Genomic DNA, 24,249 nt, shown 5'->3' with positions numbered 1-24,249 from the left:
ACTCTGAGGAAAGAGAGCAGATAACTCTCGTTTTTCATTTCCGTTTTCTTATTATAATTGAGATAGTGACTCAATAAAATTTAAGCATAATAGAATACAATTCACTCTTCGCTATATATAGACAAACATAACGTACAAAATTGTTGGAGTATTTTTTGCATATCGTTATATACAATAAAGTATAACGATATAGATCAGTGTTGTTTATCTGCATATCGTTATATAAATAGATATATAGAGAGGAGGGATTCGTTTGTTTATTGACCGTTTTAAGAAATATTTACCGCTGTTACTCTCTCTGTTGATTCATACCACTCTAGTGGCAGCAACCCTATTTGTCTCAACAGAAGAAAAGAACAAACAGCTTGAACAGAGGCTTACTATCTCACTTTCCAGTTATACAGCAGTGGAGGAGAGTGACCCTCTAAAACAAGAAAAAGTAGATCCCGAACCTAAACCGACAGAAGAGAGGATAGAAAAGCAACCTCCCGAAAAAGAAACGATCAGGGAAGAGGTAGTTGAGAAAAAAAAGGTAGTCAAGAAGAAACCTGAGATCAAAGAAAAAGAAACTGAACGTAAAAAAGAGGATGCACCCAGGAAGAAGATAGAAAAAAAGAAGCAAATCAAAAAACCTCAAAAGGTCTCCAAACCCAAAGTTTCCAAAAAAGAAAAGAAGAAAATATCGCCTATACATTCGAAAAAAAAATCGCTTTCCATAGATAAGAATGCACCAAAAGAAGCGCAATCATCAAGCATTGATCCCAGTATATTGGGAAAGATAAGAGCAATGATTCAAAGATCACTTATCTATCCTTCTATGGCAAAACGCCTGAGAGTGGAAGGTGTCGTATATATTACCTTTGTATTAACCCAAGAGGGGTATGTCAAGGAAGCACACATAGTACAAAAAAGCGGAAGTGCTTTGCTGGATAAACGAGCCCTGGAGACAGTGAAGGATCTCAGCGGAGAGTATCCGCGACTCTCAAGAGAGATGCAGTTGAAGATACCGATTGTATTCTCTTTGAAAAAATCATAAGGAGAAAAAGATGTTACATAAGAGAATACTGTTTTTGCTGTTCGTTTTGAGTCTGACACTGCATGCAAAAGTGTCTGAGGAAGTACCACAAAAGGTGTTTGGTTCCTCCCCGCCTATGACCTACCTGTTATATGCACTGAATCCGGACAAAATGATAGGAGTAAATTTCAGTGCAAAAAACATGAATAACAATGCCAGTGAGAAGTTCCTGCGTAAAGAGTTTCTGAAGCTGCCGGTGATCGGTTCCTTCCCGTCAGCAACTTCAGGGACGAACCTGGAGTCCATTTTAAAATACTCTCCTGATCTGATCCTGATCTGGGAAGACCTCCCTTTCCTTACCAAGTTTTCAGAGGAGCTCAAAAAAACCAATATTCCTACGCTTACCGTCCCGTTCCGCAAGATCGATGCGATGCCATCCTCTATCCTTTTGGTCGCACGCGCGATCGGCGAAGAGGAGAGGGGAGAGGCGTTGGCCCGGTATACCAAAGAGCGCTTGGCGTATCTGAAAAGGTCATTGGAGGGGACCAGGCCTGTAAGATACTATTATGCCGAGGGTAACGACGGGCTGGCAACAGAGTGTGACCGGTCGATCCATGTTGAAGCACTCAACTATGCCGGCGGCGAGAATGTCCATAAGTGTATGCAGAGTAATCTGCGCGGGCTGGAACGTATCAGTTTCGAGACACTGATAGGATATGACCCTGAAGTGATCATTGCCCAAAACAGAATGGTATACAGGGAGATCCACTCCAATCCGCTCTGGAAGCATCTGAAAGCGGTGAAGAACCATAGGGTACACCTTGTTCCTGACACTCCGTTTAACTGGATCGACAGACCTCCCTCTTTTATGCGTATTATCGGGATAGAGTGGGTGGCAAAGATGTTCCACCCTGAGGTATATGGGGTGGATCTTCATGCCCAGATAGCAAAGTTCTACAAGCTCTTTTTGGGGGTTGAACCTACCGAAGAAGAGATCAAACAGATCATAGGGGAGAAATAGGATGAGAGAAAAATACAGAAGCTTTCTATTGATACTAGCTGCTTCACACCATAAGGCTATTAGATGCATTTGAGAGAGGGAAGATATATTATCGGCGGAGTTGTACTGCTCAGCTTCTTTGCCGTTTTTTCACTCTTGTGGGGGCAGTACCCGATTACACTGGAGGTGTTCCAGGCCTATATTGAGCACCTTCTGTTCGATAGACCCGGGAATGAAACATACAATATAGAACTGATCCACAACATTATTGTAGAGATTCGTCTGCCGCGTATTATTTTGGCGATCCTGATCGGAGCGGCTCTTGCGACCAGCGGTGCAGTATTCCAGGCAATGTTTGTCAACCCGCTGGTCTCTCCGGGTATATTGGGGGTTCTGGGTGGTGCATCGTTCGGTGCAGCCCTGGGGATGCTTATCAGTGAGAACTGGCTTGTGGTACAGGTACTCTCCTTCAGTTTCGGGTTTATCGCAGTCGGATTTGCTGTCTTTGTCGGCTCCATGGTGACCAGCTCACGCTCTACAGTGATGCTGGTACTTGGCGGGGTGATCAGCGGCTCACTCTTTACGGCTTTGCTCTCTGTACTGAAATATGTGGCCGATCCCTACTCGACACTCCCTGCGATCGTCTACTGGCTGATGGGCTCGCTCTCCATGGCACAGCTCTATGAAGTCCTGCTTGTTGCGGTACCGATCCTGATGAGTATTGCGGGGATGATCTTTATGAGTAAATATTTTGATCTCTTAAGCCTGGGGGATGAAGAGGCAAAAGCGTTGGGTGTCAATGTCACACTGATCCGCATTATTGCGATCATTCTGGCAACGCTTGCAAGCTCACTGGCTGTGGTCATGGCAGGGATCATCGGCTGGGTAGGACTGATCATCCCGCACATCATCCGCATGGCGATAGGACCTTCCCATAAGCTGCTGGTTCCGCTGAGTGCGATCGTCGGGGGTCTCTTTCTGCTTGCAGCCGATGCGGTGTCACGTCTGGCACTCAGTGTAGAGATCCCTATAGGGATCCTTACTTCACTGATCGGAATACCGATCTTTATCATAGTACTTAAAAATGCGAGGGCAGCATGGAATTAACACCGATGATCGAGATAGAAAATCTTCATTTCTCCTATAAAAAACATCAGGTGCTTAAAGGAATAGACTTTGAGCTCTACAGGGGAGAAGTGGTCTCACTGCTTGGACCCAACGGCTGCGGGAAGAGTACCCTGATCCGCCTGATACTGAAACTTCTGGATTCGAAAGGGACGATCAAAATTCACGACAAACTTTTAGATCACTACTCCCATAAGGAGATCGCAGAACATATCGCCTATATCCCTCAGTACCATAATGTGCCGTTTAACTATTCGGTAGTGGAGATGGTCGTGATGGGGCGTATCTCAAAGCTTGGTTTTTTTGCATCTCCTTCTGCAAAAGACTATGAGATCGCAGAAAAGGCACTGGATCGTGTAGGGATAGCTGAATTAAAAGAGCGTCCCTTCGGACAGCTGAGCGGCGGACAGAAACAGCTGGTACTTCTGGCGAGGGCGATTGCCCAGGAGGTCAATCTTTTTATCATGGATGAGCCTGTCAACGGGCTGGACTACGGAAATCAGATCCGTCTGCTGGAACTGATAAACTCTTTAGCCAAAGAGGGGTATACCTTTTTAAAGACGACACACTACCCCGACCATGCACTCTTGGTATCCAGTCGTGTAGTCGTGATGAATGGAGGGAAAATTATTGAAAACGGCACTCCGGAAGAGGTGATCCACAGCGATATGATCGCAGAAGTCTATGGGATCCAGGCAGAGATCATCACACATGATGCGCAGCGAAGATGTGTACCGATCTTTAGATAAGAAAAAAATTTCATTACCGTTATATAGTTGTAAATATAATGAAAAAACAGAAATCAACCAAAGGGGAAAAAGTGAAAATAAAATATTTAAGTCTAATAACAGCAACCTTGCTTACATCGGCATTGGATGCACAAACAACAGAACTTGATGCTGTCGATGTCGAAGCCGACATCTCTGCACGGGATGATCTGAAGCTGGAAAGCAGTACCAATCTCTATAAGATACAGAAAAGTACAAAAGCAGGGACGGAGGTTCTTACACAGAAAGAGATCGAAGCGTACAACCCGAAAGATCTGATCGATCTTTTGAACAAAGCAACGGGGATCGATCTCAGCTACCATGGACGCCGTAGCCCATTTGATCTCAAAATGCGCGGCAGCAGCAATATCACCTATATCGTAGACGGGGCGATCCTTCCCCCTGCAGCAACGCGTATGCTCTACAAGTTTCCGCTCATTGCCATAGAGGAGATCCAGATCGTTAGAAGTGCAACCGCACTATCGATCGCTCCCTCTATCAATGTGGGTGCTTCCAACAGCAGCTCCGGTGTCAATATAGGCTATATCATTATACGTACCAAACAACCCAAAAAGACAGAGGGTATCTTCAGTGCTTTTATCGAAAAAGCAGTGAGTCAGCCCACTGCGAACGGGCAGACACTTTATGCGGGGACACGATTTGGAGAGAGTGATTCGTGGAACGGATATCTGGGAGCCATGGTCTCGCGTTTTGACCGAAAAAGCAAATCAACCTGGTTTGACGGGACAGACAGCAATTCAGGTATGGTAAACGGAGGAGTCAATAACGGAAGATTCAACCTGAATTTTATGGCCTATAAGGACAGCGGCCGTTTGGAGATGCAAAGGGGTGTAAAGCATGACGGAACGCTTGATAATGCAAAGTGGTACTACGATCCTGTCAAAACTACACTTCTTTCACTTGATGGTAGTATGATCTGGAGTGAAGGGCAAGTGACACTTTTCTCTCTTGCACATACAGAGTATGAGCAGTTGGAACATAATGAAAACTTTGCCTCTGATGCAGCGTCAACACGTGAGTATGAGGAGAAAACACAATCTTACAGTCTACGTCACAACGCGACATTCGGAGATACAACATTCCGGTTCGGCGGACAATATGTAACAAGTGACGGGGTTGGATCGGACCTTTATAACCCATATAAAAAATACGATACATCCATTATGGGAGCTTCTGCCTCTGTAGAACAGAGTCTACTTGATGGTGATCTTGTCGTCGATGCAGGATACAGATGGGACCAAAAACACATAAAAGACTCTACTGCGGCTAAGTCCGAAGCGTTAGCAAGCCCTGAAGCGAACAACGATGTAGATTTGGCACCCGCATCCATCATTACCCTTGGTGCCGTTTACAACATCCTGGATACACAGATATTGAGTGCCCGTTACTTTTACGGCGACCAGGGTGTGTCGGGTGATTTTACCCTGCAGACCCAGGACGGAAGCAGACTTGATCCTGAAAAACAGACACGTTATGAGATCTCACTCGAGTCAAAGTTTGACCGCGCGTTTCATTCACTCATTACCTACTTTGATACAAATATAGAAAATGAGAAACGTGCAACATCCAATACCTACCTCATTGACGGAGAAGAGTACTACTACTACCAACAGGTAAACTCCCACACAAAAGGGGTTGAAGTGACTCTCAAAGGGAATATCGCAACATCTACAAACTACAAGTTTTCATGGACAAGAATCCTCTCTAAAAAGACTGAAGATTTTGCCGATGTAAAGGATGAAGTGGGGGTCATCGTCCCGGAAGATACGTTTACCGTCATGGTCTCGCATAAATGGGAGGATTATCTTTTTAGTCTCTCGGGGAAAAAGGTAAGCGGTTATACCAGTTCCAAAAGCCCGATGGGCCTTTCGGATGCCGATTTGGGCGACTATACGCGTTTTGATGCCAATGTGGCCAGATCGTTTGAGTATAACGGGATGCTAGCTACTGCGAAACTCTACGGACGCAACCTTACAAACAACCATTACGCAACAAAATATACTACAGGGTATTACTATGACCGTGGCCGTACACTCGGTTTGGAAGTAACGCTTCAATTTTAAAGGAGAGAAGATGCAGAGTAATCAAAAAGTACATAGAGGCGGCAGTGACCCTAAAGGATTTGACCGTATCTCCCGGGAGCTCTTCGCGCCTATCTATCCGGTGATCGCTGAGCAGATCATCGAGAGAACAGGGATGGTTAATGGGTATTGTCTTGATGTCGGATGCGGTACGGGGGCACTGGGGCGTGCGTTGGCAAACCGGACAGATCTTGATATCACCTTTTTTGACCAATCTCCCGAGATGATTGACCTTACAATAGGGTATGTCAGTGAAGAGAAGTTACTCGATCGCAGCGAGTTCGAAATAGGGGACATCCACCGACTCCAATTCAGTGACAACACGATGGATCTGGTGGTCAGTCGCGGTTCTGCCCCGTTCTGGGAGGATTGGGAGAGGGCTTTTAGCGAGATCTTTCGTGTTTTGAAAAAGGGCGGCCACGCCTATATCGGAGGAGGCTTCGGTAATGCAACGCTGCGTAAGGAGATTGCTCAAAAAATGGATAGGGAAGGGGCTAAACGTCCGCCAAAGGAGGCGTTTGAGCGTAAAAAAGTTCTGTTGCCGGATATCTTGAGTGCGCTCAACGCAGCCCACTCCGAGGTTATCGATGATGAGAGCGGTTTTTGGGTACATATTATTAAATAAAGGGGAAGAGATGAATACTAAGATAGAAAATAACAGCTGCCAAAACGGTAGGATCAATTCGTTTACACAGGTAAACCAGATGCAGCAGAGAGGAGATAAAAGAGGCTTTGGAGGAGATGAAGTACGGGTGGTTGACTCTATGATCGATATTATCTATCCTCCCGTTCCCTTTCCTTCAAACAGAATTTTCAATACTATCGGGGAGATGAAGATCAGGGAGATGGTGGAGCATCACCATACACTGTTACTGAAAACAAAGGTGGGAAAACTCTTTCCTGCCAATGAAGAGGCGTTGAAGATGGTGATCGATAAAAGTGCCGACTTTTTTGTTGAAGCGCTGGGTGGCGGGGATATCTTTACCTCTGTACATGGAGAGCCTCATCTGAGAATGAGACATTTCAAGGTGCCTATCGATGAACAGGACAGGGAGATCTGGCTGGCCATGTATAAAAAGACACTCAAAATGATCAACTTTCCGAAAGCGCATCTCGAGGAGTTCTGGAACTGGATCGAACCTCTCTCTATCCGTATGATCAACCGCCGCACCAATATGGAGGCGATCAAGCGGCATCACTGGCAGGAAGTGAAACATGAGTTTATGACAAGGGAAGGGAATTAAATGGAGAAAAGAAGGATTGTATTGTCTCTATTGACCTCATCACTGCTATGCACTGTGCTCTATGCAGAGCCCAAAGCGTATGATGTAGACGAGGTAAATGTTGAGGCAGAGGTGCAGGAAGAATCAAGTATCGGTACAGGATCGGTTGTCGATGCAAAAGAGATCGAGGTGACCAGCAGTGCTGAACTGCTCAATCCCTATAAAGCCATCTCTCTCGAAGCAGGTGTTGATATACGGACGAAGGACCCTTTTGGTATGGATATCTCCCATAAAATCAGAGGAAAGGGTGACAGAAATATCGGAGAAACGCTTGAAGGCTTACCGCTCAAAGGGATCGGTCCCGGTGGTGGGCTTTCCACGATGGTGGATATCGAGAATGTGCAGAGCGTCACTCTGGAAAAAGGCCCTATCAAGGCGGACAGCGGTTTCGGGTACGGGAGTGACAATGGGATGGTTGATATGAAAATGCAAAAACCCTCAAGCACGTTTTCTACTGAGTTCAAACAGGCATTGGGAAGCTATGATTTCAGAAAAACCTATCTGCGTGTAGACAGTGGCGAGATAGCAGACAGTGCAAAGTTTTTTGTCTCCGGATCATTGACGAAAGCAGATAAGTTTAAAGGCAAAGGGGAATCTCCGAACCGTAAAAACTTTGCTGCCGGAGTGGCAAGCAGCTCAAATCAGGAGATTGAGTGGGAAGTGTACACGATCTACAATGATGAAAAAAAACATAACTATAGGGGATTGACCTATGAGCAGAGCAAGGATCTCTCCCGCTACAGGAAGTATGATTACAATACGGAATTGACAGGCGATCCTGCACAGGACAGCAGATACTACGATCGAAACAAACAGGATTTTCAAACCTATACACTCCTGGGGAAACTAAAAGTTCCATTATCTCAAGAAGATACGATCACTTTTCGCCCCTATTTTTTAAATGACAAAGGGTATCGTTATTCGGGAAGCGGAACAAAAGTGATTGACTGGTTGGTAGACCATGATACTTATGGCGCAGTGTTGGAATATGCACACACCTTTGACAATGCAAAAATAAAAGTAGGCTACTGGTACCAGGAGGATGAGCCTCCGGGACCACCGACAAGTAGAAAGCTGCGCGATGCGGCAACGATGGATTTTATAAAATGGGAACGCATTATCAAAGTCAATGAAAATCATACATTTAACGCACCATACCTTACCTATGAACAACGGTTTGAGAGGACGATCTTGAATGCGGGGTTGAAATATCTCTGGATGGGTGCCCCGGAGCTTGTAAGTTACGACACGGCAGGTATCGGGGATGTCAGTTATGAGCGTGCACTCTCCCAGGTTTCGGACGTTGATTTTATACTCCCTTCACAAACCCATAAGATATTTTTACCGAATATCGGAATCATACACTATCTCAATGAGAGCGCTTATCTCAAAGCAAGCTACGGACGTAACTACAACACACCGAGTTATGGGTTCGGCGGAAGTATGCTCAAGTACTACTCCGCAATCGGAGAAGATGAAGCACTCCTGCAAAAGATGTGGAGTGACCTTAAGCCTGAAGAGTCAGATAATGTTGATATAGGGTATACCTATGAGGGATCAGACTTCTCCGTCACTGCTACACTTTTTTATTCAAAAGTGAAAAATGTCGGGGGAACGTTTTATGATCCGGTACTCGATTACACTTATCAGCAAAACACAGCAGAAGCCGAGTCTTACGGGATAGAGTTGAGTGCAGGGTATCAACTGCTCTCCAATCTTTTCGTCAAAGGGGCTGCAACCTATAACCATTATGCGTTTACAACCGATATAGAGTCTTCAGCCGGTGCCTTTATAGCATCAAAAGACAATCAACTTCCGGATGTACCGCTCTTTTATGCAAATCTCGCAGCAGAGTATGAACTGGGCGGGTATACCATCGTACCGATTGTGCGTTATCTGGGCAAACGTTATGTTGATGTGGAGCATCAGTATAGTGTCGATTCTCACTATGTCGTAGATCTTTCGGTCAATAAAGAGTTCAAAATAGATGAAAAACATACACTGAGTCTCTCTTTGGCATGTACCAACCTTTTGGATGAGGCGTATATCTCAACCTTCAGTGCTTCAGAGATCAATGTAAAACCTGAAACGACCTATACCGTCGGCGCTCCTCGAACCGTGTTTATATCACTGAGCTATAAGTACTGATCATGCGTTTGTTTATTGTCGTTACTCTCTTCTTCGCTTTTGTCTGGGGTGAGAACAGAGTTCCAAAAACAGAGGATTTTACCCATAAACGGGTAACGCCTGCCAAGACAAAAGAGAAGATCGCGATCACCTGCTATGGCGGTGCGGTACAACAGGTAGCACTCTTTCTGGGAGAAGACGCCATTATGGCATACCCCGGAGCAGAACGGTTTCCGTTTTTTGAAAAGATCTATCCCAAATTGGCCCAAAAGCCGACGATCGGTACATTTAACGATGTCAATTTTGAAACACTTATAAAGGCGAAACCCGATCTTGTCTTCGCCGGTGTAACATCGCTAAAAACCAATAAGAGGATAGAAGCGCTCGGTATTCCCCTCTTTACCCTGGGGATAGGGCGCCATACGGTAGACACTCTGTTGCATGAGTTTCATCAGGTAGGGATCTTTCTAGGCAGAGAAAAAAAAGCAGACGGGCTTATCGCCTACTGGAGAGAGAAACTGCAAAGTGTAGAAGAGAAACTGCCTCCGAAAGCGCAGAGAAAAAAAGTGCTTTATGTCAACGGTTCACATATCATATCGAGTGAAGGCAAAGGATGGTGGGGGGATGATTTTATTACGCATGCAGGCGGTATCAATATCGCCGAAGGGTTGAAGGTAAAAGGGGATATCTCCTCAGAGTTGCTTTTGGCATTTAACCCGGACGTGATCATCATCTCAAACAATAAAAACTTCAGAACATCCCCCGAATCATTGCGTTTAAACCCGATGTACAAGAATCTCACCGCCGTTCGAAACGGGGAGGTCTACCTCTCTCCGGTAGGTGGATTCTGGTGGGACCGTCCTTCGCCTGAGTCGATCCTGGGAATTTTATGGCTGGCAAAAGTGCTCTATCCCGAAGAGATGCAGACGATCGACCTGAAAGCAGAAGCCGAAGACTTTTTTAAAGACTTCTACAACTACACACTTCAAGAGAAAGCATATCAAAGCTTTTTTGCCAGAACAAAGGATATACGATGAGATTAGGAATTTTTTTATTGACAGAGAACTACGGAGGTTCCGCCCGTACAACCATAGCAAACGATATAGAACTGGGCGTCTATGCGGAGGAACTGGGCTTTGATGAAGTATGGTTCGCCGAACACCATTTTAACGGTTTCAGCGTGATCCCCAACCCTACATTGATGATGGCTGCACTCGCGGCAAGAACCACACGTATCCGCATCGGAAGTGCAGCACTCCTGGCACCTTTCTATCAGAGCATCCGTCTGGCAGAGGAGATCGCAACGCTTGATAACCTCTCTTCGGGACGTATTGACGCAGGCTTTGCCAAAGGCGGTTTTGCCTATGATATCGATCTCTTTGAGAAATCTCCCCAGGATCTGCGTCAAGAGATGTTTGATAGTGTTGACAAGATAGGCGATACGCTCTATGGCAATCCGATCCTGGAGCCCAAACCCCTGCAAAAGAGCATCCCTTTTTATATCGCTACGTTTTCTACGAATGAAACCATCGAGTATGCCGCAAAAGAGGGGTATGGTCTGATGTTTTCCCAGGGGGCAACGCTTCAGCAGTGTAGTGATGCGCAGGAGCTATACAGACAGATTGCCGGAGAGTATCCCGAAGTTGTCTTGATGCGTGTATTTTATATGGATGAGGACTATCAGAGTGCCTATCAAAATGCACTGCCGGCTACGGACCATTTTATCAAGTCGATGCGTGCGGTAAAATCCAAAGAGAAACGCCCGAATTTTCATCAGGAAAACTACAGCGCTCTGCGGGATCAACGATTTCAGTTTTTTGACGGGAAAAACTTCTTGGACAATGCCATTTTGGGAAACAGGGAGGAGTGTCAAGCAGAGATAGAGAAGATAAGCGGGGAGATAAAAAACCTCCATCTGGTACTGAAAGTCGCTTCATCGGATACGACGCAGACACGAGAGATGCTAAAGAGATTTAGCCAAGAGATACAACCACACATCAAATAAAAGAAAGGAGAAGAGAGTATGGACAATATCAACTTTTTAATGTACGGTGAACATGCGGTCGACTATGGCGTGATGGGAGCGCTTATTTTGATGAGTATCATCTCCCTGTCGCTCTTTATTGAGAGAATGATATTTTTCAAAAGGGTGCGTATGGAGGAGTATGAGCATAGAGATCTTCTGGAGATAGATCTCACCGATAATATCAGTATTATCAGTGCTATCGGTTCGAATGCACCCTATGTGGGACTTCTGGGAACCGTATTCGGGATTATGCTCACCTTCTATACTTTGGGTGATACCGGTGCGGTGGATACCAAGGCGATCATGACGGGCTTGGCACTTGCTCTGAAAGCAACGGCAATGGGGCTGGTGGTAGCAATCCCGTCGATCCTCTTTTATACCATCGCACTACGAAAGATAGAGAAAATACTAACAAGGTTCGATGTCTATTATGGCTAAATGTAAAAAAGCGCCTAAACGATTTGATCAGATCAATGTGATCCCTTTTATTGATATTATGCTGGTACTCTTAGTGATGGTACTCACCACAGCTACCTTTATCAAACAGGGGATTATCCCTGTCGATCTGCCGCAAGCACAAAAAGCCGACAAGGAAGAGAAGAAAAAAGAGGTAAGTATCTATGTGAATGCCAAAGGCGAACTTTTTTTTGAAAAAGAAAAAGTGGATCTGAAAAATCTGGAAGAGAAACTCTCTACACTCAGCAAAGAGCAGGCAGTCGTACTTCGCAGTGATAAAGCGTCACGGTTTCAGGACTTTGTGACTGTGATGGATATCTTAAAAGCATTAAAACATGAGAAACTGTATATTGTGACCCAAAAGTAGAGGAAAGGCAAATAGAGAAGTGTAGTGTAGTACTCTTGACTATATAGGTTTTTTAAAACTTTTTCATATGCTTCACTTCGCTCTCCGCATGATACAAGAAAAGGAAAAGAGATTAATAATTAATCAATTATTTTAATCCGTAACGTTATATATTTTATTATATAATGCTATAATCCATACGGGAAAAATATTTTTTTGACTACCGTTATATAATTAAATATATAATGGTTGTACATTCCAAGGAGTATGAATGAAAAAAATCGTCTTATCGGGAATTGTTGCCGCTCTATTGGCACCAAACCTCCATGCAGAGGCATTTGATCTGGGGAAGGTCACTGTTACCAGTGAATTGGATGAAAACATAGTATTTGAACAAACAACTACCGAAGAATCCATAGAACGTGATAATGCGTTAAGCGTAAGCGAAGCACTGGACAATGTCAGCGGGATTACCCAGGAGATACAGGGAGGGAGAGCAGAGTCAACGCTCTATATCAGAGGGTTTGATGCAAGAAGAATAGGGGTATTTATCGACGGAGTGCCGGTCTATGTACCTTACGATGGGAACTTTGACTATGATCGTTTCCTGACTACAGATATCGCAGAGATCGACGTCTCAAAAGGGTATTCACCTGTTGCCTATGGTGCCAATACGATGGGCGGGGTGATCAATATCATTTCCAAAAAACCTACCAAAGCGCTGGAAGGCTCTCTCAAAAGCCATGTTGTGTTTGACAGTAATGTTAACTTTGCACGACAGGTAAGTGCGTTAAATGTGGGGACACTGCAGGATAAATACTATATCCAGTTGGGTGCGAATTATGCCAACCAGGACCATTTCAGACTGAGTGATGATTTTGAACCAACTGCCTATCAGCCCTCAGGAGACCGTCTGCGTTCTGAAACACAAGATCAGAAGATCAACCTGAAAGCAGGATATCTCATAGATGAGACTGCAGAGGTAGCATTGGGATATATCAATCAGCAAGGGGAGAAACAGCAACCGCCTGCAACAGATACCGACTTCAGCAAGGAGAAGTATTGGGACTGGCCTTACTGGGATAAAGAGACTATCTATCTCAATGGTCAAAAAATCTTCGATGACAGCTATCTGAAAGCTGTACTCTATTATGACAAGTTTAAGAACTCTCTATACTCTTATGCAGATGATACCTACAGTACCTTCAATAACAAAGGATTCACTTTCAAAAGCAAATATGATGACTATAGTTATGGTGCACGGCTCTCCTATGGAACGGAGATCGGGAAACATATGCTGACATTGTCTGCAAATTATAAAACCGATGTACACCGCGGATACGACATCAGTAAAACTGACTCGACGACAACACTGACAGAAAAGTATGAAGACAACACACTTTCTTTGGGTATCGAAGATGTCTACAAGATCTCTGAGAAGATGGAGCTACTGGCTGGTATCAGTTATGACCGGAAAGAGGGGGAGTATGCCTATGACGAAGACTCTGCTATAGAGGGGATTCCATTAGGGTCACAGGACACCTTCAACCCGCAAATTGCATTGCTCTATAAACCGGACGGAAGCACTATCTTCAGAGCGAGCATCGCACGAAAAACCTATCTCACCTCCATGAAGGACAGATACAGTAGAAGACTCGGCTCAGCAATACCGAATCCGGACTTGAAGTCGGAAAAATCTACACATTATGAACTCAGCTATCATAAAAAGATGCAAAATACAGATATAGGTATTACCGGATTCATCGCAAGCGTGGATGATGCGATACAAAGTGTAGTGGTCGACGATAACGGTACGACGGATACCAGGGATGATCTCTCCCAAAATCAAAATATCGGTGAGTTCGAACACCGTGGTATCGAACTGGATATAAACTATCAAAACGATGATTTCAAGGTAGGGGGTAACTATACCTACCTCTCTCTGGTCAACAAAAGTAATAACGGTGCAAAACTCACCGATGTACCAAAACATCAGCTCTTTGCCTATGCGCAAAAAGATCTTACATCAAACCTGTCACTCTATGGAAATATCAAAATGAGAAAAGGGGCATATGAGCAAAAAATGGACCGTACCTATGTGATCAATCCGACATTTACTACCTTGGATGCAAAAGTGATCTACAGACCGTCGAAAGATCTTACTGCTGAATTGGGTGTCAAGAATCTTACGGATAAATATTATGCCTATGACAGTGCATTCCCGATGCCTGGCAGAGAATTCTTTGTCACTATGCAATATAAATTCTAATGAAAAAGATCATTTTAATTTTTACCTTATTGCTTTCGGTAAATCTGTATGCCGATGCCAAACCACTGCGTGTTGCAGTGATCGGCGGTATCACCATGAGCGGTTTGTGGGAAGAGATCTCTACTGCTTTTGAAAAGAGATACGGGATTCAAACCGAACTGGTCGTTACCGGACCCAAAGGGGTATTAAACGCCTATACGCGAAAGGATCCTGTCGACTTTATTACGATGCACTCCAGCGATACGATCTCAAATCTGGCATCGGACGGAATGATCGAAGGGCTGACCCCCTGGATACACAATGCCCAGATGCTTCTCTCCGAACAATCAAATCCTGCCAAAATCAGCGATAGCGATACTCTGGAGGCTGCGCTGAATAAAATCGTGGATTCCAACAGTACGTTTATGATACACCTGAGCGGCGGAACCTTTGAGGTCTTTCATGGGTTGGGCAGTCGATACGGGTTCCATCCAAAAGTCGTTTTGACAGAAAAAAAGCAGGGCTTTTTGGAGGATGTCGTCTCCCATCAGGCCTATACGCTCTTCGGTGTGATCCCTTTTCTTATGAAAAAACACTCCAATCCTGAGATCAAAGGGTATATGATTGATGCAGAAGCGCTGCACAGACCCTATCTTGCGGCGGCAGGTACCATTGACCGGATCGGAAAAGAACGCTACCGAAGTGCCAAGCTTTTGGTGCAGTTCTTGGTCTCACACGAAGTGCAAACGCTTATCCGGAATTTTAGGCTCAATGACTTCCCTAAGGTCCCGGTATTTTTCCCGCTTAAGATGAAGGAGGTGTCGCGATGAGGAAGGTTATAGTAAAGCTGCTGGCCATGACAGTGGTCTTCTCCGGAGTCCAGCTTCATGCCAAGAGTGTGGAAGATATGCTGGGCAGAACAGTGATAATTCCGGACAAGATCAACAAGATCTATGCTTCCAGTCCGATTCTTTTATACTCATTGATTGCCATTGACAGAAGTAAAATTGCCGGATTGAATTTTCCGTTTCAGCAGGGCGAAGCAGCGTATCTTGATAAGGAAACTGTGAACCTGCCAGTACTTGGCGGATGGTTCGGACAGGGACGCACCCCTAACAGCGAAATGATCCTGGCAACGGCACCTGACCTTATACTGCTGTCGGAGTTCCAAAAGCAGATGGGTGAATCAAAAATCAAAGCAGCGTTGGGACATACGGAGATTCCGCTTTTCTATCTGAAGTCGGACACTCTGGAAGAGCTGGTCGAAACTTTTCCCTACCTGGGGAAGATCACGGGGAATGAAGAAAGGGCGGCAAGACTTTATAGGTATGGTCGGGATACGCTCGAAGAGGCTGGAAAAGTAGTTGTATCGGCTGCCCGAAAGCCCAGAGTCTACTATGCCGAGGGGATCGACGGTCTGCAGACAGAGTGTGACGGTTCCTGGCATTCGGAACTGATCACACTGGCGGGTGGAGAAAATGTACACCATTGTGCCATCCAAAGCGCGTTTGGTAGGCAGCGCATCGGTTTTGAACAGCTTCTTCAGTACAACCCTGAGATCATTTTGGTATTCAATAAAGACTTTTACCAAAAGATCTATCAGGATAAAAAATGGCAGTTTATTGATGCAGTGAAAGAGAAAAAGGTCTATTTGATCCCTAAAGGGCCTTTCAGCTGGTTCGACAGGCCGCCTTCGTTTATGAAACTGCTGGGACTGAAGTGGCTGCTCACTGTTTTTCATCCTGAAGCCTACCCGGTTGATATCAGAGAGGAGGCAAAAGACTTTTACCGGCTTTTCTTAGGGATAGCTTTAACGGATGTCCAGCTTGATGCGATCATGGGAGCGGGGTTTGAACCGGATACCGGCGAACGCTGAGTATGAACGATCTCAACTTTCGCACTCCAAGAGCATTTCCTGGGGGCACCAGGGATCTAAAAGTTTTTTATGTTGACTTGAGATGCGATACTGTACAGCATATTGGGTTTATGGATCCCCGGGTCGAAGCCCGAGGATGACGTATGTGTGAAATTGAGTTAAAAATATGATAAGAGGAATATTATGGGAATAGAGAAAACAAATCTTTCAGAGGTGGATTTCCCCACGCTCTACAGCCGGCAAATGGCAAACTCGACATTTCAGGGGAAAAGCGTAGCAGATTGGGATGAAAAATCAAAAAATTATCTCGAATCGGTGAGAGAGAGTGACTATATAGACGCATTGGTGGAGAGAATCGATCTAACTGATGCTGAGACACTGCTCGATATCGGCTGCGGTCCGGGGAGCCTCTCTCTCCCACTGGCAAAAAGGCTGGAGCATGTTTTCGCCCTGGATTACTCCACGGGAATGCTAAAGACGCTTGAAGAGGAGTGCGAAAGCGAAGGCGTGAAGAACATTGTCCCTTTCCATCGTTCATGGGAGGAGGAGTGGAGTGATATTCCCGAAGCTGATATCGTGATCGCCTCCAGGTCCCTGGAGGTCAAGGATATCGAAAAGGCATTGAAAAAGATGGCATCAAAAGCAAAACAGAAGGTCTATCTTACCTTCAAGGTCGGCGGAAGTTTCGTCGATGAGGAGATATTGGAGCAGATACAACGTAAGGTCATACCTAGACCGGACTATATCTATCTGGTCAATACCCTTCATCAGATGGGTATCTATGCCAAAGTTGACTTTATCCGGGTTAAAAACAACAAATTCAAAAGCAGGGAGAGTGAAGGTTTTGTCAGGAAGGTACAATGGAGCCTCGGAGAACTTAGCGCCTCTGAAGAGGAAGAACTGAAGCGTTATTTTCAGAACGTTTATCATGCCAAACAGGATCAAAGTGTGACTGAGTGGGCACTGATCTCATGGGAGGTCAATCAATGAAATCCATCTTATATATCGCACTGCTCACGACATTGATATTTGCAAAACCACCGTTCAACGATACTGAGCGGTTTGTTACCAAACAGCTTAGGGTTGAAGGAAAGGTACTTCAGAATGTGATACTTGATAGAGAGAAGATCAGGCAATTGCCGCAATTTCACTCTAAAAAAAGTGCAGTTGTCTGCATGAGCGGTGAGACCAAAGCAGAGCCAACATCTTTTAGCGGTGTACTGCTCAAAGATATCCTGGACCTTGCAAAGATCAAAATAGAGCATCAAAAAGAGATGAATACAATCTATGTGATTGCTCAGGCACGTGATGGATACAAGGCGCTCTTCTCCTATCACGAGATCTACAATACAGCGATAGGAGAAAAAATTGTCGTCTATTATGAAAAGGATGGCAAACCCTTGGACAAAACGGAGGGTGATTTTGCTCTGATCAGCCTGAACGATAAGAAAAACGGGCCAAGAGATGTCAAGTGGCTTGAAAAGATCATTATAAAAAGTGATCAGTGAAAGCGTATTCTCCTGCAACCTCAATACTTCAAAGTAAATTTATCTAAGGAGGCTATGGATGGCCTCACTGTTATGTCAAAAAGTTATTGAGGTTGCCAAAAGCAGAAATCATGGATGGGTCGATTATCTGTGTCCAAGACCGGGAGGTGTTGAGAAGTATCACAAATCAGCATATGTCAAAGAGGCGATGATAAAGGGTAAAATGGTTGTTGTTGCGCGGGAGTGTATCTTGATTGAGCAGTAAGCTTAAAGAGGGGGGAATAGTGTGCCGTAGTGACAACCGGTAAAAGGTTAGAAGTTTTATATAGTTATTTAAATTTAATAGATATAATTATCTATAAATATAATAGATGGAGGAAGAAGAGATGAAGAAATGGCGTCTAGATTTTAGAGTATGGCATTGGGTACATGCCGCAGTTGTTTTAGGGTTACTAGGGACTGTGTTCCTGAGAAAAACATTTTTAAGCTGGAGAACGAACAGTGAACTTTTGACTCAAAAACTCTCTGAGATCAACCTGGAGATTACAGCAGATCAGGCAACAGCAGTTGCGAAAGCTATCCGTGCACCGATGTGGGAGTGGCATATACTCCTTGGATATGCATTTGCCGCATTACTTCTCTGGAGGATATTTCTTTTCTTTACTGAGAGCGGAAAACAGAACTATCAAAATCTCAAAGAGGAAAACCTCCACAAAAAGATGGTCAAGGTAGGGTACCTTGTGATCTATGCGATTCTTCTCTTTATGGCGGTCAGCGGATTGATGATCCATTTCTATGAAACACTCGGCCTTACAAAAGAGGGAGCCCATACGATCAAAGAGATTCACGAACTGGTCTACAATGCGATACTGATCTTTGTCCCATTGCATATCATCGGTGTGGTGATCGCAGAAAACCGGGATGAAAAAGGGATCATCTCTGAGATGATCAATGGCGGAAAAGTATCTTCATAAGTGATTTCTTTAACTTTTGCTATAATCTTCCAAATGAATCGAAAAAGGAATGACTTGAAAAAACGGTACATCATCATCGCTGCCTTACTCCTATTATTAAATGGATGCAGCAAAGTGACGAAAGAAAATTACAATAAAATTAAGAGCGGTATGACATACGAAGAGGTTGTTACGCTTCTAGGCGAACCTGAAGGGTGTTCTGAAACACTTGGGATCAGTAACTGTACATGGAAAGATGGTGAAGCCAAAATTTCTATCACGTTTATATCGAATGAAGTGACGATTTCAATTGCCGACGGTCTTAAATAAGACCCTCTGGCACTTTTAAACCTATTATCTCTTCAGAGCTCTTTTTCTTGCCTCACGTCGCTGCTCTTCTATCTTTTTTATATATTTTCTCCCGCTAATACCATTCTCCTGTTGAAATTTTACACTTAATCTATAACAGGGTAGTGTTTTCTGATGAATGCCTGAAGAAGGGTATGAACGGTTATGTACTCTCATTGGTATGTTTTTGTTCTAATTGTATTAGACTTCCTAGGGTAGGGGAAGAAAATGAAAAAAGTATCGATCTATTTGTTAAATGGAGTAAATTGGTTGCGGGAGAAGGATTTGAACCAACGACCTTCGGGTTATGAGCCCGACGAGCTACCAAGCTGCTCTATCCCGCGACAGTAAAAAGTTAAGATTTATATCCTAAAGTGGATGGGGTAGAGGGATTCGAACCCCCGAATATCGGTACCAAAAACCGAGGCCTTACCGCTTGGCGATACCCCAACAAGTTGTTTCCCATAAGGCGCTATTGCTTATGTGGACGGCATTATAGCTTAAATGAAAGAGATTGTCAATAAAATTGCTAATAAAAACAATATTGATCTAGATTTTTAATGGATTTATTTTTACCTCGCTCCCATTCGTCCCCGATGGGAGTGCATACGGAAGTCAGGCAAACAGTAACGTTAAAATCCATCGCTAGATGGGAGAGAGGGAAAATGCATCAGTAAACCTTTACATGACACATCAGGATATAAACATTATTCACTCTAGAAGTAATGCTATTGAACCTATTATAAAATTTACATTTGTTCTTGTAAATGACACATATCATTAAAACTCAAGATGATACAATCCCTTATGTGGCGAAAGGAAAGATATGAGCGGTAGAATATTTGTATGTGGTGATACTCACGGTATGAGTGCAGATACCCAAAAATTAAATAGTAAAAACTTTTCTGCGTTCCCACTCTAAAAGTAGGAACGCAGATTCTAAGATCATATAACATGAGATATACACTCCCACGTACAACGTGGGAGCGAACAAAAGATACTGGAAAAGTATATGATATTAAATTTGACTCTCCTGAGCCAAATCCTATACAACCAGGTATAAGCATAAAGGAAAATTAAAAATGATAGTTTTTTTTAAGGAAAATGATGAGTACCATAACGTTTTTGCAATATACTGGGTTGATGAAAAATGCTATTTTATACTATTATCAAAAATTAATCATGCCTTGTTCCCTGTTTCATCAGATGAGTGTGAAGTAATTGTTAATGATTTATCAAACTATGTGTTGGCCTTTAAAGACTGTAGTAAAAATCTTATTATTCACAATTTAATTTATAAGAATACAGATCCCGAATTTAAATCCAAAGTGCAATTTTTTGTAATTTTGAGATTTGAAGAGGTTAGATGCTAAAATCAAACTTCCAAATCCGACCAAAGATAAAGGAAGTAAAATGTCGTATAAACATCTAACCCTGAAGGAAAGATACCTGATTAATGCTTATAGAAATACAAAGACACAAAAAGAGATTGCTAAAATTGTTGGAGTACATCCCTCAACCATATCAAGAGAGTTAAAAAGAGGTAGAGGGAAAATAGGGAAAGAGTACTGGGTGATAGCTTCACATAACAGAGCAACAGAAGTACAGATAGAGAAGTCAAAAAAAGCGAATCTAAAGCTAACAAAAGAGACAAAAGAACTGATCAAAAAATACCTCAAAAAAGAGTTCTCCCCAGAGCAGATTGCAGCCACATTGGAGATGAAGCATAGTATCTCTGTCAGCTATGTAACTATCTACACATATATTCATGTAGATAAGCTAGGTAATGGTACACTGCATACCCACCTGAGACAACAAGGCAGAAGACGGAAGAAGTATGGACAATCACGGAAGAACCGTATCAAAGAGAGGGTTTCCATAGAAGAGAGACCCTCCCTTGTTGATGATAAAGTAAGGGTAGGAGACTTTGAAGCAGATACCATTATAGGTAAAGGAAGACAAGGAGCTATTGTCACTATTGTAGATAGAAAATCAATGTATCTAAAACTCTCTTTGCCCGTAAACAAAAGGTCACATGTTGTGGCTAATGAGATGGTTCGATTACTTGCTCCTTTCAAGAAAAAGGTGCATACGATCACTACGGATAATGGATTGGAGTTTGCCGGGCATAGAACCATCTCTAAAAAACTAAAGTGTGACTACTACTTCTGTCATCCTTACAGTTCTTGGGAGAGAGGATTGAATGAAAATATCAATGGATTGATCAGGCAATATATCCCTAAAGGTAGCAGCTTTGAACATCTGACCCAAAAAGAGATCAGAAGAATTGAAAATAGACTCAATCATAGACCTAGAAAATCTCTAGGTTGGAGAACTCCTTATGAGGTATTTCATGAAAATTTGAAAGTTTCATAGGAGGTTTTAGATAGAATTTTTAGAGGCGAAATTGCACTATGAATTTAAATGTGGGTAAAAAGGTTAAAGTAATGTTGGGTAATAAAAAAAGGGCGCGCTTGGATGCTTTGGTTCTTTATTTTTGGACTTATGATAAAAAATTTAATTATGCAAAAAATATCATTGATAAAATTTCACTTGATGATATTTTGGATGAAAAAGAACAATTAGAGATTTTGCGTAATGCAAGCAGAGAAGAGATTGAGTCATTGATTAAAATGTGTGACGAGATACAAATACATAGCAGACCATCCAATGTATTTCATACCATTTCAGGTCATAGTCTAGATGAACTAGAAGGATTGAAATTATTTTTAACGGATTTTATAGCAAGTAAAGAATAAGAGGTTCATTGGTTCCAATCGTCCTCGATACTAACCCATACTCAGATTAAGGGGGGGTAGTCTCAACGGAAGTTACAGGAGCAAAATAATGGAGTGTTATACTATAATTTTTTACCTCGCTCCCATTCGTCCCCGATGGGAGTGTATACAAAACTCAGGCAAACAGTAACGGTGAAATCCATCGCTAGATGGTAGAAAAGTAAAAGACATCTCCACTCTTTCCTCGTCTCCTACTTAATAATGGTAGATGAGAAGCGCTACATACACTCACAGCAGATTCTTCCGACTCCTATGACTTTTTATCTTTTTTCTGTATCATAATTCTAGTTCAAAAAGGGGAATATCACTATGTCAAACTCTCATGAGATTTCAAAAACCTATAGAGATTCCCATCGGGGACGATGGGAACGAAGAAGAAAGAGAGAAACACTCTTATTCTCCAAGCATACCGGGAAGGATATTCTCAGCATATGATCGCTAAAGTATTAGGATTAAATCAGGCAACAGTCCAGAGAATCATAAAAAGGACAAGGTAAAATAGCATTAGCATCACCTGACCCCTTTTCTTCTTTTCTTCCTTTTCTTCAAGATACCGGAGAAACTACCTCTAAAGGTAAACTAATATTTAATATTAAAAAGGAGACAAATGATTAGTTTAGATGAGATATTGCACTATGATATAGTAGAACATGTTGGTATAGGCGATATAAGGTTTACAATGGGTAAAGGGGTCAGGTGATGCTAATGCTATTTTTATCAAATAAGATATAATGAAGCATTAAAAATTTGGGGAAGATACAGTGCCAGAGATTATGAGGGGATGGATGGACTTGTTAAGATTGAGAGGTTTTGGTGATGATATATGGTCAGTATGCATTCCCATCGGGGACGATGGGAACGAGAGAGAGGCGGTGCCTCGCTAGTAGACAAGAGTTACTATGATGCTCTGGGAGTAGATGATAACTTTGATTATGATGATGCAAGAGATTTTATCCAACAAAACTACACAGATACATCAACACTGGAATATAATGATCCTAACAGTCCGACAGGTACTTATTTGACTCATGGTTTCAGCCCTGATTCTTACGAGTATGAAAATCGTTATGCAAACTTACAAGGGTTTTATGAAAATAAGGACTTTTATGTTCAATACCTGAACCTATCCGATGGTTCAAATGATGCGTCCATACTTGATTATGGAGAGGGTGCCTTCAATCCGTTTACCCAGTTGGCATATACATTTGAAAAGGATCCATTTGGTACAATAGGAGCAGTGGGTGAAGGGCTATTGGATTTTGCAATGAATCCTATTGATGGGCTTCAAGATGTGGGTATGCAAATAGCAGAGCTTAAAGCCAAAGGAGATCTTGATACTCTTCTAAACGATGATGTAAGTGCAGCTCAACACTATGGTGAAGCTGCAAGTATAACAGCTTCTGTTCTTATGCCAGGGGCAGTTGAAGGAACTAAAGCACTTAAAAAAGGTTTGAATAATGCTGTTGAGGATGGAGTAAATATTGATGCAAAGTATGTAGACGGTGATGGTTCAGGAGGGGCTATAATTTCAGATATTGAAAAATTAGCAAATGATGCAACTCATAATCCTGATGCGGATACGGTAGTTTTGGGTAAATATATACCTGATAGCGATCAATCTTATGAAAAAATTGCTGATTCTATGGACGCAACTTATTTTGAATTGCCAGGTAGCTCTTGGGATGATGCTGTTTCAAAATATGATTATGATAATATGTGGGAAATCAATAAACAATTCCTAGACAATCAGATAAATGAAGGGAAGGAATTTATATTTACTGTAAATCCAACAGATATACCTGAAGGTAAATTTACTAGAATGGAATACGATTACTTAAAATCACAAGGTTATTCTTTAAACAAAGAAGGAGATATATATCGTGCAATTAAAAAATGATGAATCCAGTTCATTTGAATTGATAGAATGTATTGAACAATATTATAAAAAGCAAAATAGATTGTGTAGTTTTATAATTAGAACTGTCAATAAGGATAATTATACAGTTGATTTTTTAATTGATAGAAAACAAATTATTAGATATTCAATACCTTTAGATACGAGGAATTGTTTTGCAATGGTTTTTTTAGGCATTGGACCATGTTTTGTTAGTCCACACACTTTATTTGGATTTAATGAAGGTGAACGTTTTAGTAAGAATAGTACTACTGAAGCGGTAGAACAAAATCTTAAACTTTTGGATCAATATCTAGACTTGTTTCATATCTCCTGATATAACTCTATCTCATCGAGGACGATGGGATAGAGGTGTCAGGTGATGCTAATGCTATATA

The 24,249-nt window shown here is 42.8% G+C and carries 26 protein-coding genes and 2 tRNA genes; 26 read left to right on the top strand and 2 right to left on the bottom strand.

The genetic code is table 11. The features are described 5' to 3' along the window. Positions 1 to 319 precede the first annotated feature (319 nt). The 20 genes from AC4JOV_RS06655 (at position 320) to AC4JOV_RS06560 (ending at position 19,141) form a co-directional block, all read left to right on the top strand. A complete protein-coding gene (locus AC4JOV_RS06655; RefSeq protein WP_491522120.1) occupies positions 320 to 1,036 on the top strand; it encodes an energy transducer TonB in 717 nt (238 codons plus the stop codon). A 10-nt stretch (positions 1,037 to 1,046) separates the two neighbouring features. Further along, positions 1,047 to 2,036, top strand: coding sequence for an ABC transporter substrate-binding protein (locus tag AC4JOV_RS06650; protein ID WP_229935925.1), 990 nt, complete (start codon positions 1,047 to 1,049; stop codon positions 2,034 to 2,036). Between the two features lie 63 nt (positions 2,037 to 2,099). Next, positions 2,100 to 3,122, top strand: a complete 1,023-nt coding sequence (locus AC4JOV_RS06645; protein WP_229935926.1) for a FecCD family ABC transporter permease — start codon at positions 2,100 to 2,102, stop codon at positions 3,120 to 3,122. Then, entirely contained in the window at positions 3,113 to 3,889 is a 777-nt protein-coding gene (locus AC4JOV_RS06640) for an ABC transporter ATP-binding protein (RefSeq protein WP_229935927.1), read from the top strand. Before AC4JOV_RS06645 ends, AC4JOV_RS06640 begins: the two co-directional genes overlap by 10 nt. 38 nt (positions 3,890 to 3,927) lie before the next feature. Beyond that, entirely contained in the window at positions 3,928 to 5,991 is a 2,064-nt protein-coding gene (locus tag AC4JOV_RS06635) for a TonB-dependent receptor plug domain-containing protein (protein ID WP_491522119.1), read from the top strand. A gap of 10 nt (positions 5,992 to 6,001) precedes the next feature. Continuing rightward, positions 6,002 to 6,634 (top strand): class I SAM-dependent methyltransferase, encoded by a 633-nt coding sequence (locus AC4JOV_RS06630; protein WP_229935929.1) that lies wholly within the window; start codon positions 6,002 to 6,004, stop codon positions 6,632 to 6,634. A gap of 10 nt (positions 6,635 to 6,644) precedes the next feature. After that, positions 6,645 to 7,253, top strand: coding sequence for a globin domain-containing protein (locus AC4JOV_RS06625; RefSeq protein WP_229935930.1), 609 nt, complete (start codon positions 6,645 to 6,647; stop codon positions 7,251 to 7,253). After that, positions 7,254 to 9,440 (top strand): TonB-dependent receptor, encoded by a 2,187-nt coding sequence (locus AC4JOV_RS06620; protein ID WP_229935931.1) that lies wholly within the window; start codon positions 7,254 to 7,256, stop codon positions 9,438 to 9,440. A gap of 2 nt (positions 9,441 to 9,442) precedes the next feature. Continuing rightward, positions 9,443 to 10,456, top strand: coding sequence for an ABC transporter substrate-binding protein (locus AC4JOV_RS06615; protein WP_229935932.1), 1,014 nt, complete (start codon positions 9,443 to 9,445; stop codon positions 10,454 to 10,456). Next, complete coding sequence (locus AC4JOV_RS06610) at positions 10,453 to 11,424, top strand: LLM class flavin-dependent oxidoreductase (protein WP_229935933.1); 972 nt, start codon at positions 10,453 to 10,455, stop codon at positions 11,422 to 11,424. The genes AC4JOV_RS06615 and AC4JOV_RS06610 overlap by 4 nt, the downstream gene beginning before the upstream one ends. A gap of 18 nt (positions 11,425 to 11,442) precedes the next feature. Next, entirely contained in the window at positions 11,443 to 11,883 is a 441-nt protein-coding gene (exbB, locus tag AC4JOV_RS06605) for a TonB-system energizer ExbB (protein WP_229935934.1), read from the top strand. After that, entirely contained in the window at positions 11,876 to 12,268 is a 393-nt protein-coding gene (gene exbD / locus AC4JOV_RS06600) for a TonB system transport protein ExbD (protein ID WP_229935935.1), read from the top strand. The genes exbB and exbD overlap by 8 nt, the downstream gene beginning before the upstream one ends. A 250-nt stretch (positions 12,269 to 12,518) precedes the next feature. Next, positions 12,519 to 14,516: a TonB-dependent receptor plug domain-containing protein gene (locus tag AC4JOV_RS06595; protein WP_229935936.1), complete on the top strand. Its 1,998-nt coding sequence runs from the start codon at positions 12,519 to 12,521 to the stop codon at positions 14,514 to 14,516. Next, on the top strand, positions 14,516 to 15,325 hold the full coding sequence (locus AC4JOV_RS06590) for a substrate-binding domain-containing protein (RefSeq protein WP_229935937.1): 810 nt from the start codon (positions 14,516 to 14,518) through the stop codon (positions 15,323 to 15,325). The genes AC4JOV_RS06595 and AC4JOV_RS06590 overlap by 1 nt, the downstream gene beginning before the upstream one ends. Then, positions 15,322 to 16,371: an ABC transporter substrate-binding protein gene (locus tag AC4JOV_RS06585; protein ID WP_229935938.1), complete on the top strand. Its 1,050-nt coding sequence runs from the start codon at positions 15,322 to 15,324 to the stop codon at positions 16,369 to 16,371. The genes AC4JOV_RS06590 and AC4JOV_RS06585 overlap by 4 nt, the downstream gene beginning before the upstream one ends. Positions 16,372 to 16,554: 183 nt before the next feature. After that, entirely contained in the window at positions 16,555 to 17,361 is an 807-nt protein-coding gene (locus AC4JOV_RS06580; protein ID WP_229935939.1) for a class I SAM-dependent methyltransferase, read from the top strand. Then, complete coding sequence (locus AC4JOV_RS06575) at positions 17,358 to 17,879, top strand: molybdopterin-dependent oxidoreductase (RefSeq protein ID WP_229935940.1); 522 nt, start codon at positions 17,358 to 17,360, stop codon at positions 17,877 to 17,879. Before AC4JOV_RS06580 ends, AC4JOV_RS06575 begins: the two co-directional genes overlap by 4 nt. 58 nt (positions 17,880 to 17,937) lie before the next feature. Beyond that, entirely contained in the window at positions 17,938 to 18,123 is a 186-nt protein-coding gene (locus tag AC4JOV_RS06570; RefSeq protein WP_229935941.1) for a hypothetical protein, read from the top strand. 121 nt (positions 18,124 to 18,244) lie between these two features. Then, positions 18,245 to 18,832 carry a cytochrome b/b6 domain-containing protein gene (locus tag AC4JOV_RS06565; RefSeq protein WP_229935942.1) on the top strand — a complete coding sequence of 196 codons (588 nt, stop codon included), beginning with the start codon at positions 18,245 to 18,247 and terminating at the stop codon, positions 18,830 to 18,832. Between the two features lie 54 nt (positions 18,833 to 18,886). Further along, positions 18,887 to 19,141: a DUF3862 domain-containing protein gene (locus AC4JOV_RS06560; protein WP_229935943.1), complete on the top strand. Its 255-nt coding sequence runs from the start codon at positions 18,887 to 18,889 to the stop codon at positions 19,139 to 19,141. 285 nt (positions 19,142 to 19,426) lie between these two features. On the opposite strand, the gene AC4JOV_RS06555 is transcribed toward AC4JOV_RS06560, so the two are convergent. After that, positions 19,427 to 19,503, bottom strand: a tRNA-Met gene (locus AC4JOV_RS06555). Positions 19,504 to 19,534: 31 nt separating this feature from the next. Then, positions 19,535 to 19,609 (bottom strand) — tRNA-Gln (locus AC4JOV_RS06550). Positions 19,610 to 20,241: 632 nt separating this feature from the next. On the opposite strand from AC4JOV_RS06550, the gene AC4JOV_RS06545 reads away from it, so the two are divergent. From AC4JOV_RS06545 to AC4JOV_RS06520, 6 genes are all read left to right on the top strand, one after another. Beyond that, entirely contained in the window at positions 20,242 to 20,532 is a 291-nt protein-coding gene (locus AC4JOV_RS06545) for a hypothetical protein (RefSeq protein ID WP_229935944.1), read from the top strand. A gap of 40 nt (positions 20,533 to 20,572) precedes the next feature. Then, positions 20,573 to 21,535 carry an IS30 family transposase gene (locus tag AC4JOV_RS06540; RefSeq protein WP_229935945.1) on the top strand — a complete coding sequence of 321 codons (963 nt, stop codon included), beginning with the start codon at positions 20,573 to 20,575 and terminating at the stop codon, positions 21,533 to 21,535. A 38-nt stretch (positions 21,536 to 21,573) separates the two neighbouring features. After that, entirely contained in the window at positions 21,574 to 21,918 is a 345-nt protein-coding gene (locus tag AC4JOV_RS06535; RefSeq protein WP_229935946.1) for a hypothetical protein, read from the top strand. Positions 21,919 to 22,319: 401 nt separating this feature from the next. Next, a complete protein-coding gene (locus tag AC4JOV_RS06530) occupies positions 22,320 to 22,454 on the top strand; it encodes a helix-turn-helix domain-containing protein (protein ID WP_229935947.1) in 135 nt (44 codons plus the stop codon). Positions 22,455 to 22,780: 326 nt separating this feature from the next. After that, positions 22,781 to 23,854, top strand: coding sequence for a hypothetical protein (locus AC4JOV_RS06525; RefSeq protein ID WP_229935948.1), 1,074 nt, complete (start codon positions 22,781 to 22,783; stop codon positions 23,852 to 23,854). Next, positions 23,838 to 24,188, top strand: coding sequence for a hypothetical protein (locus AC4JOV_RS06520; protein ID WP_229935949.1), 351 nt, complete (start codon positions 23,838 to 23,840; stop codon positions 24,186 to 24,188). The genes AC4JOV_RS06525 and AC4JOV_RS06520 overlap by 17 nt, the downstream gene beginning before the upstream one ends. The last annotated feature ends 61 nt before the right edge of the window (positions 24,189 to 24,249 follow it).

The organism is Sulfurovum sp. MH2-6 (assembly GCF_058374785.1).
This window is presented reverse-complemented; position numbering and strand designations above follow the sequence as displayed.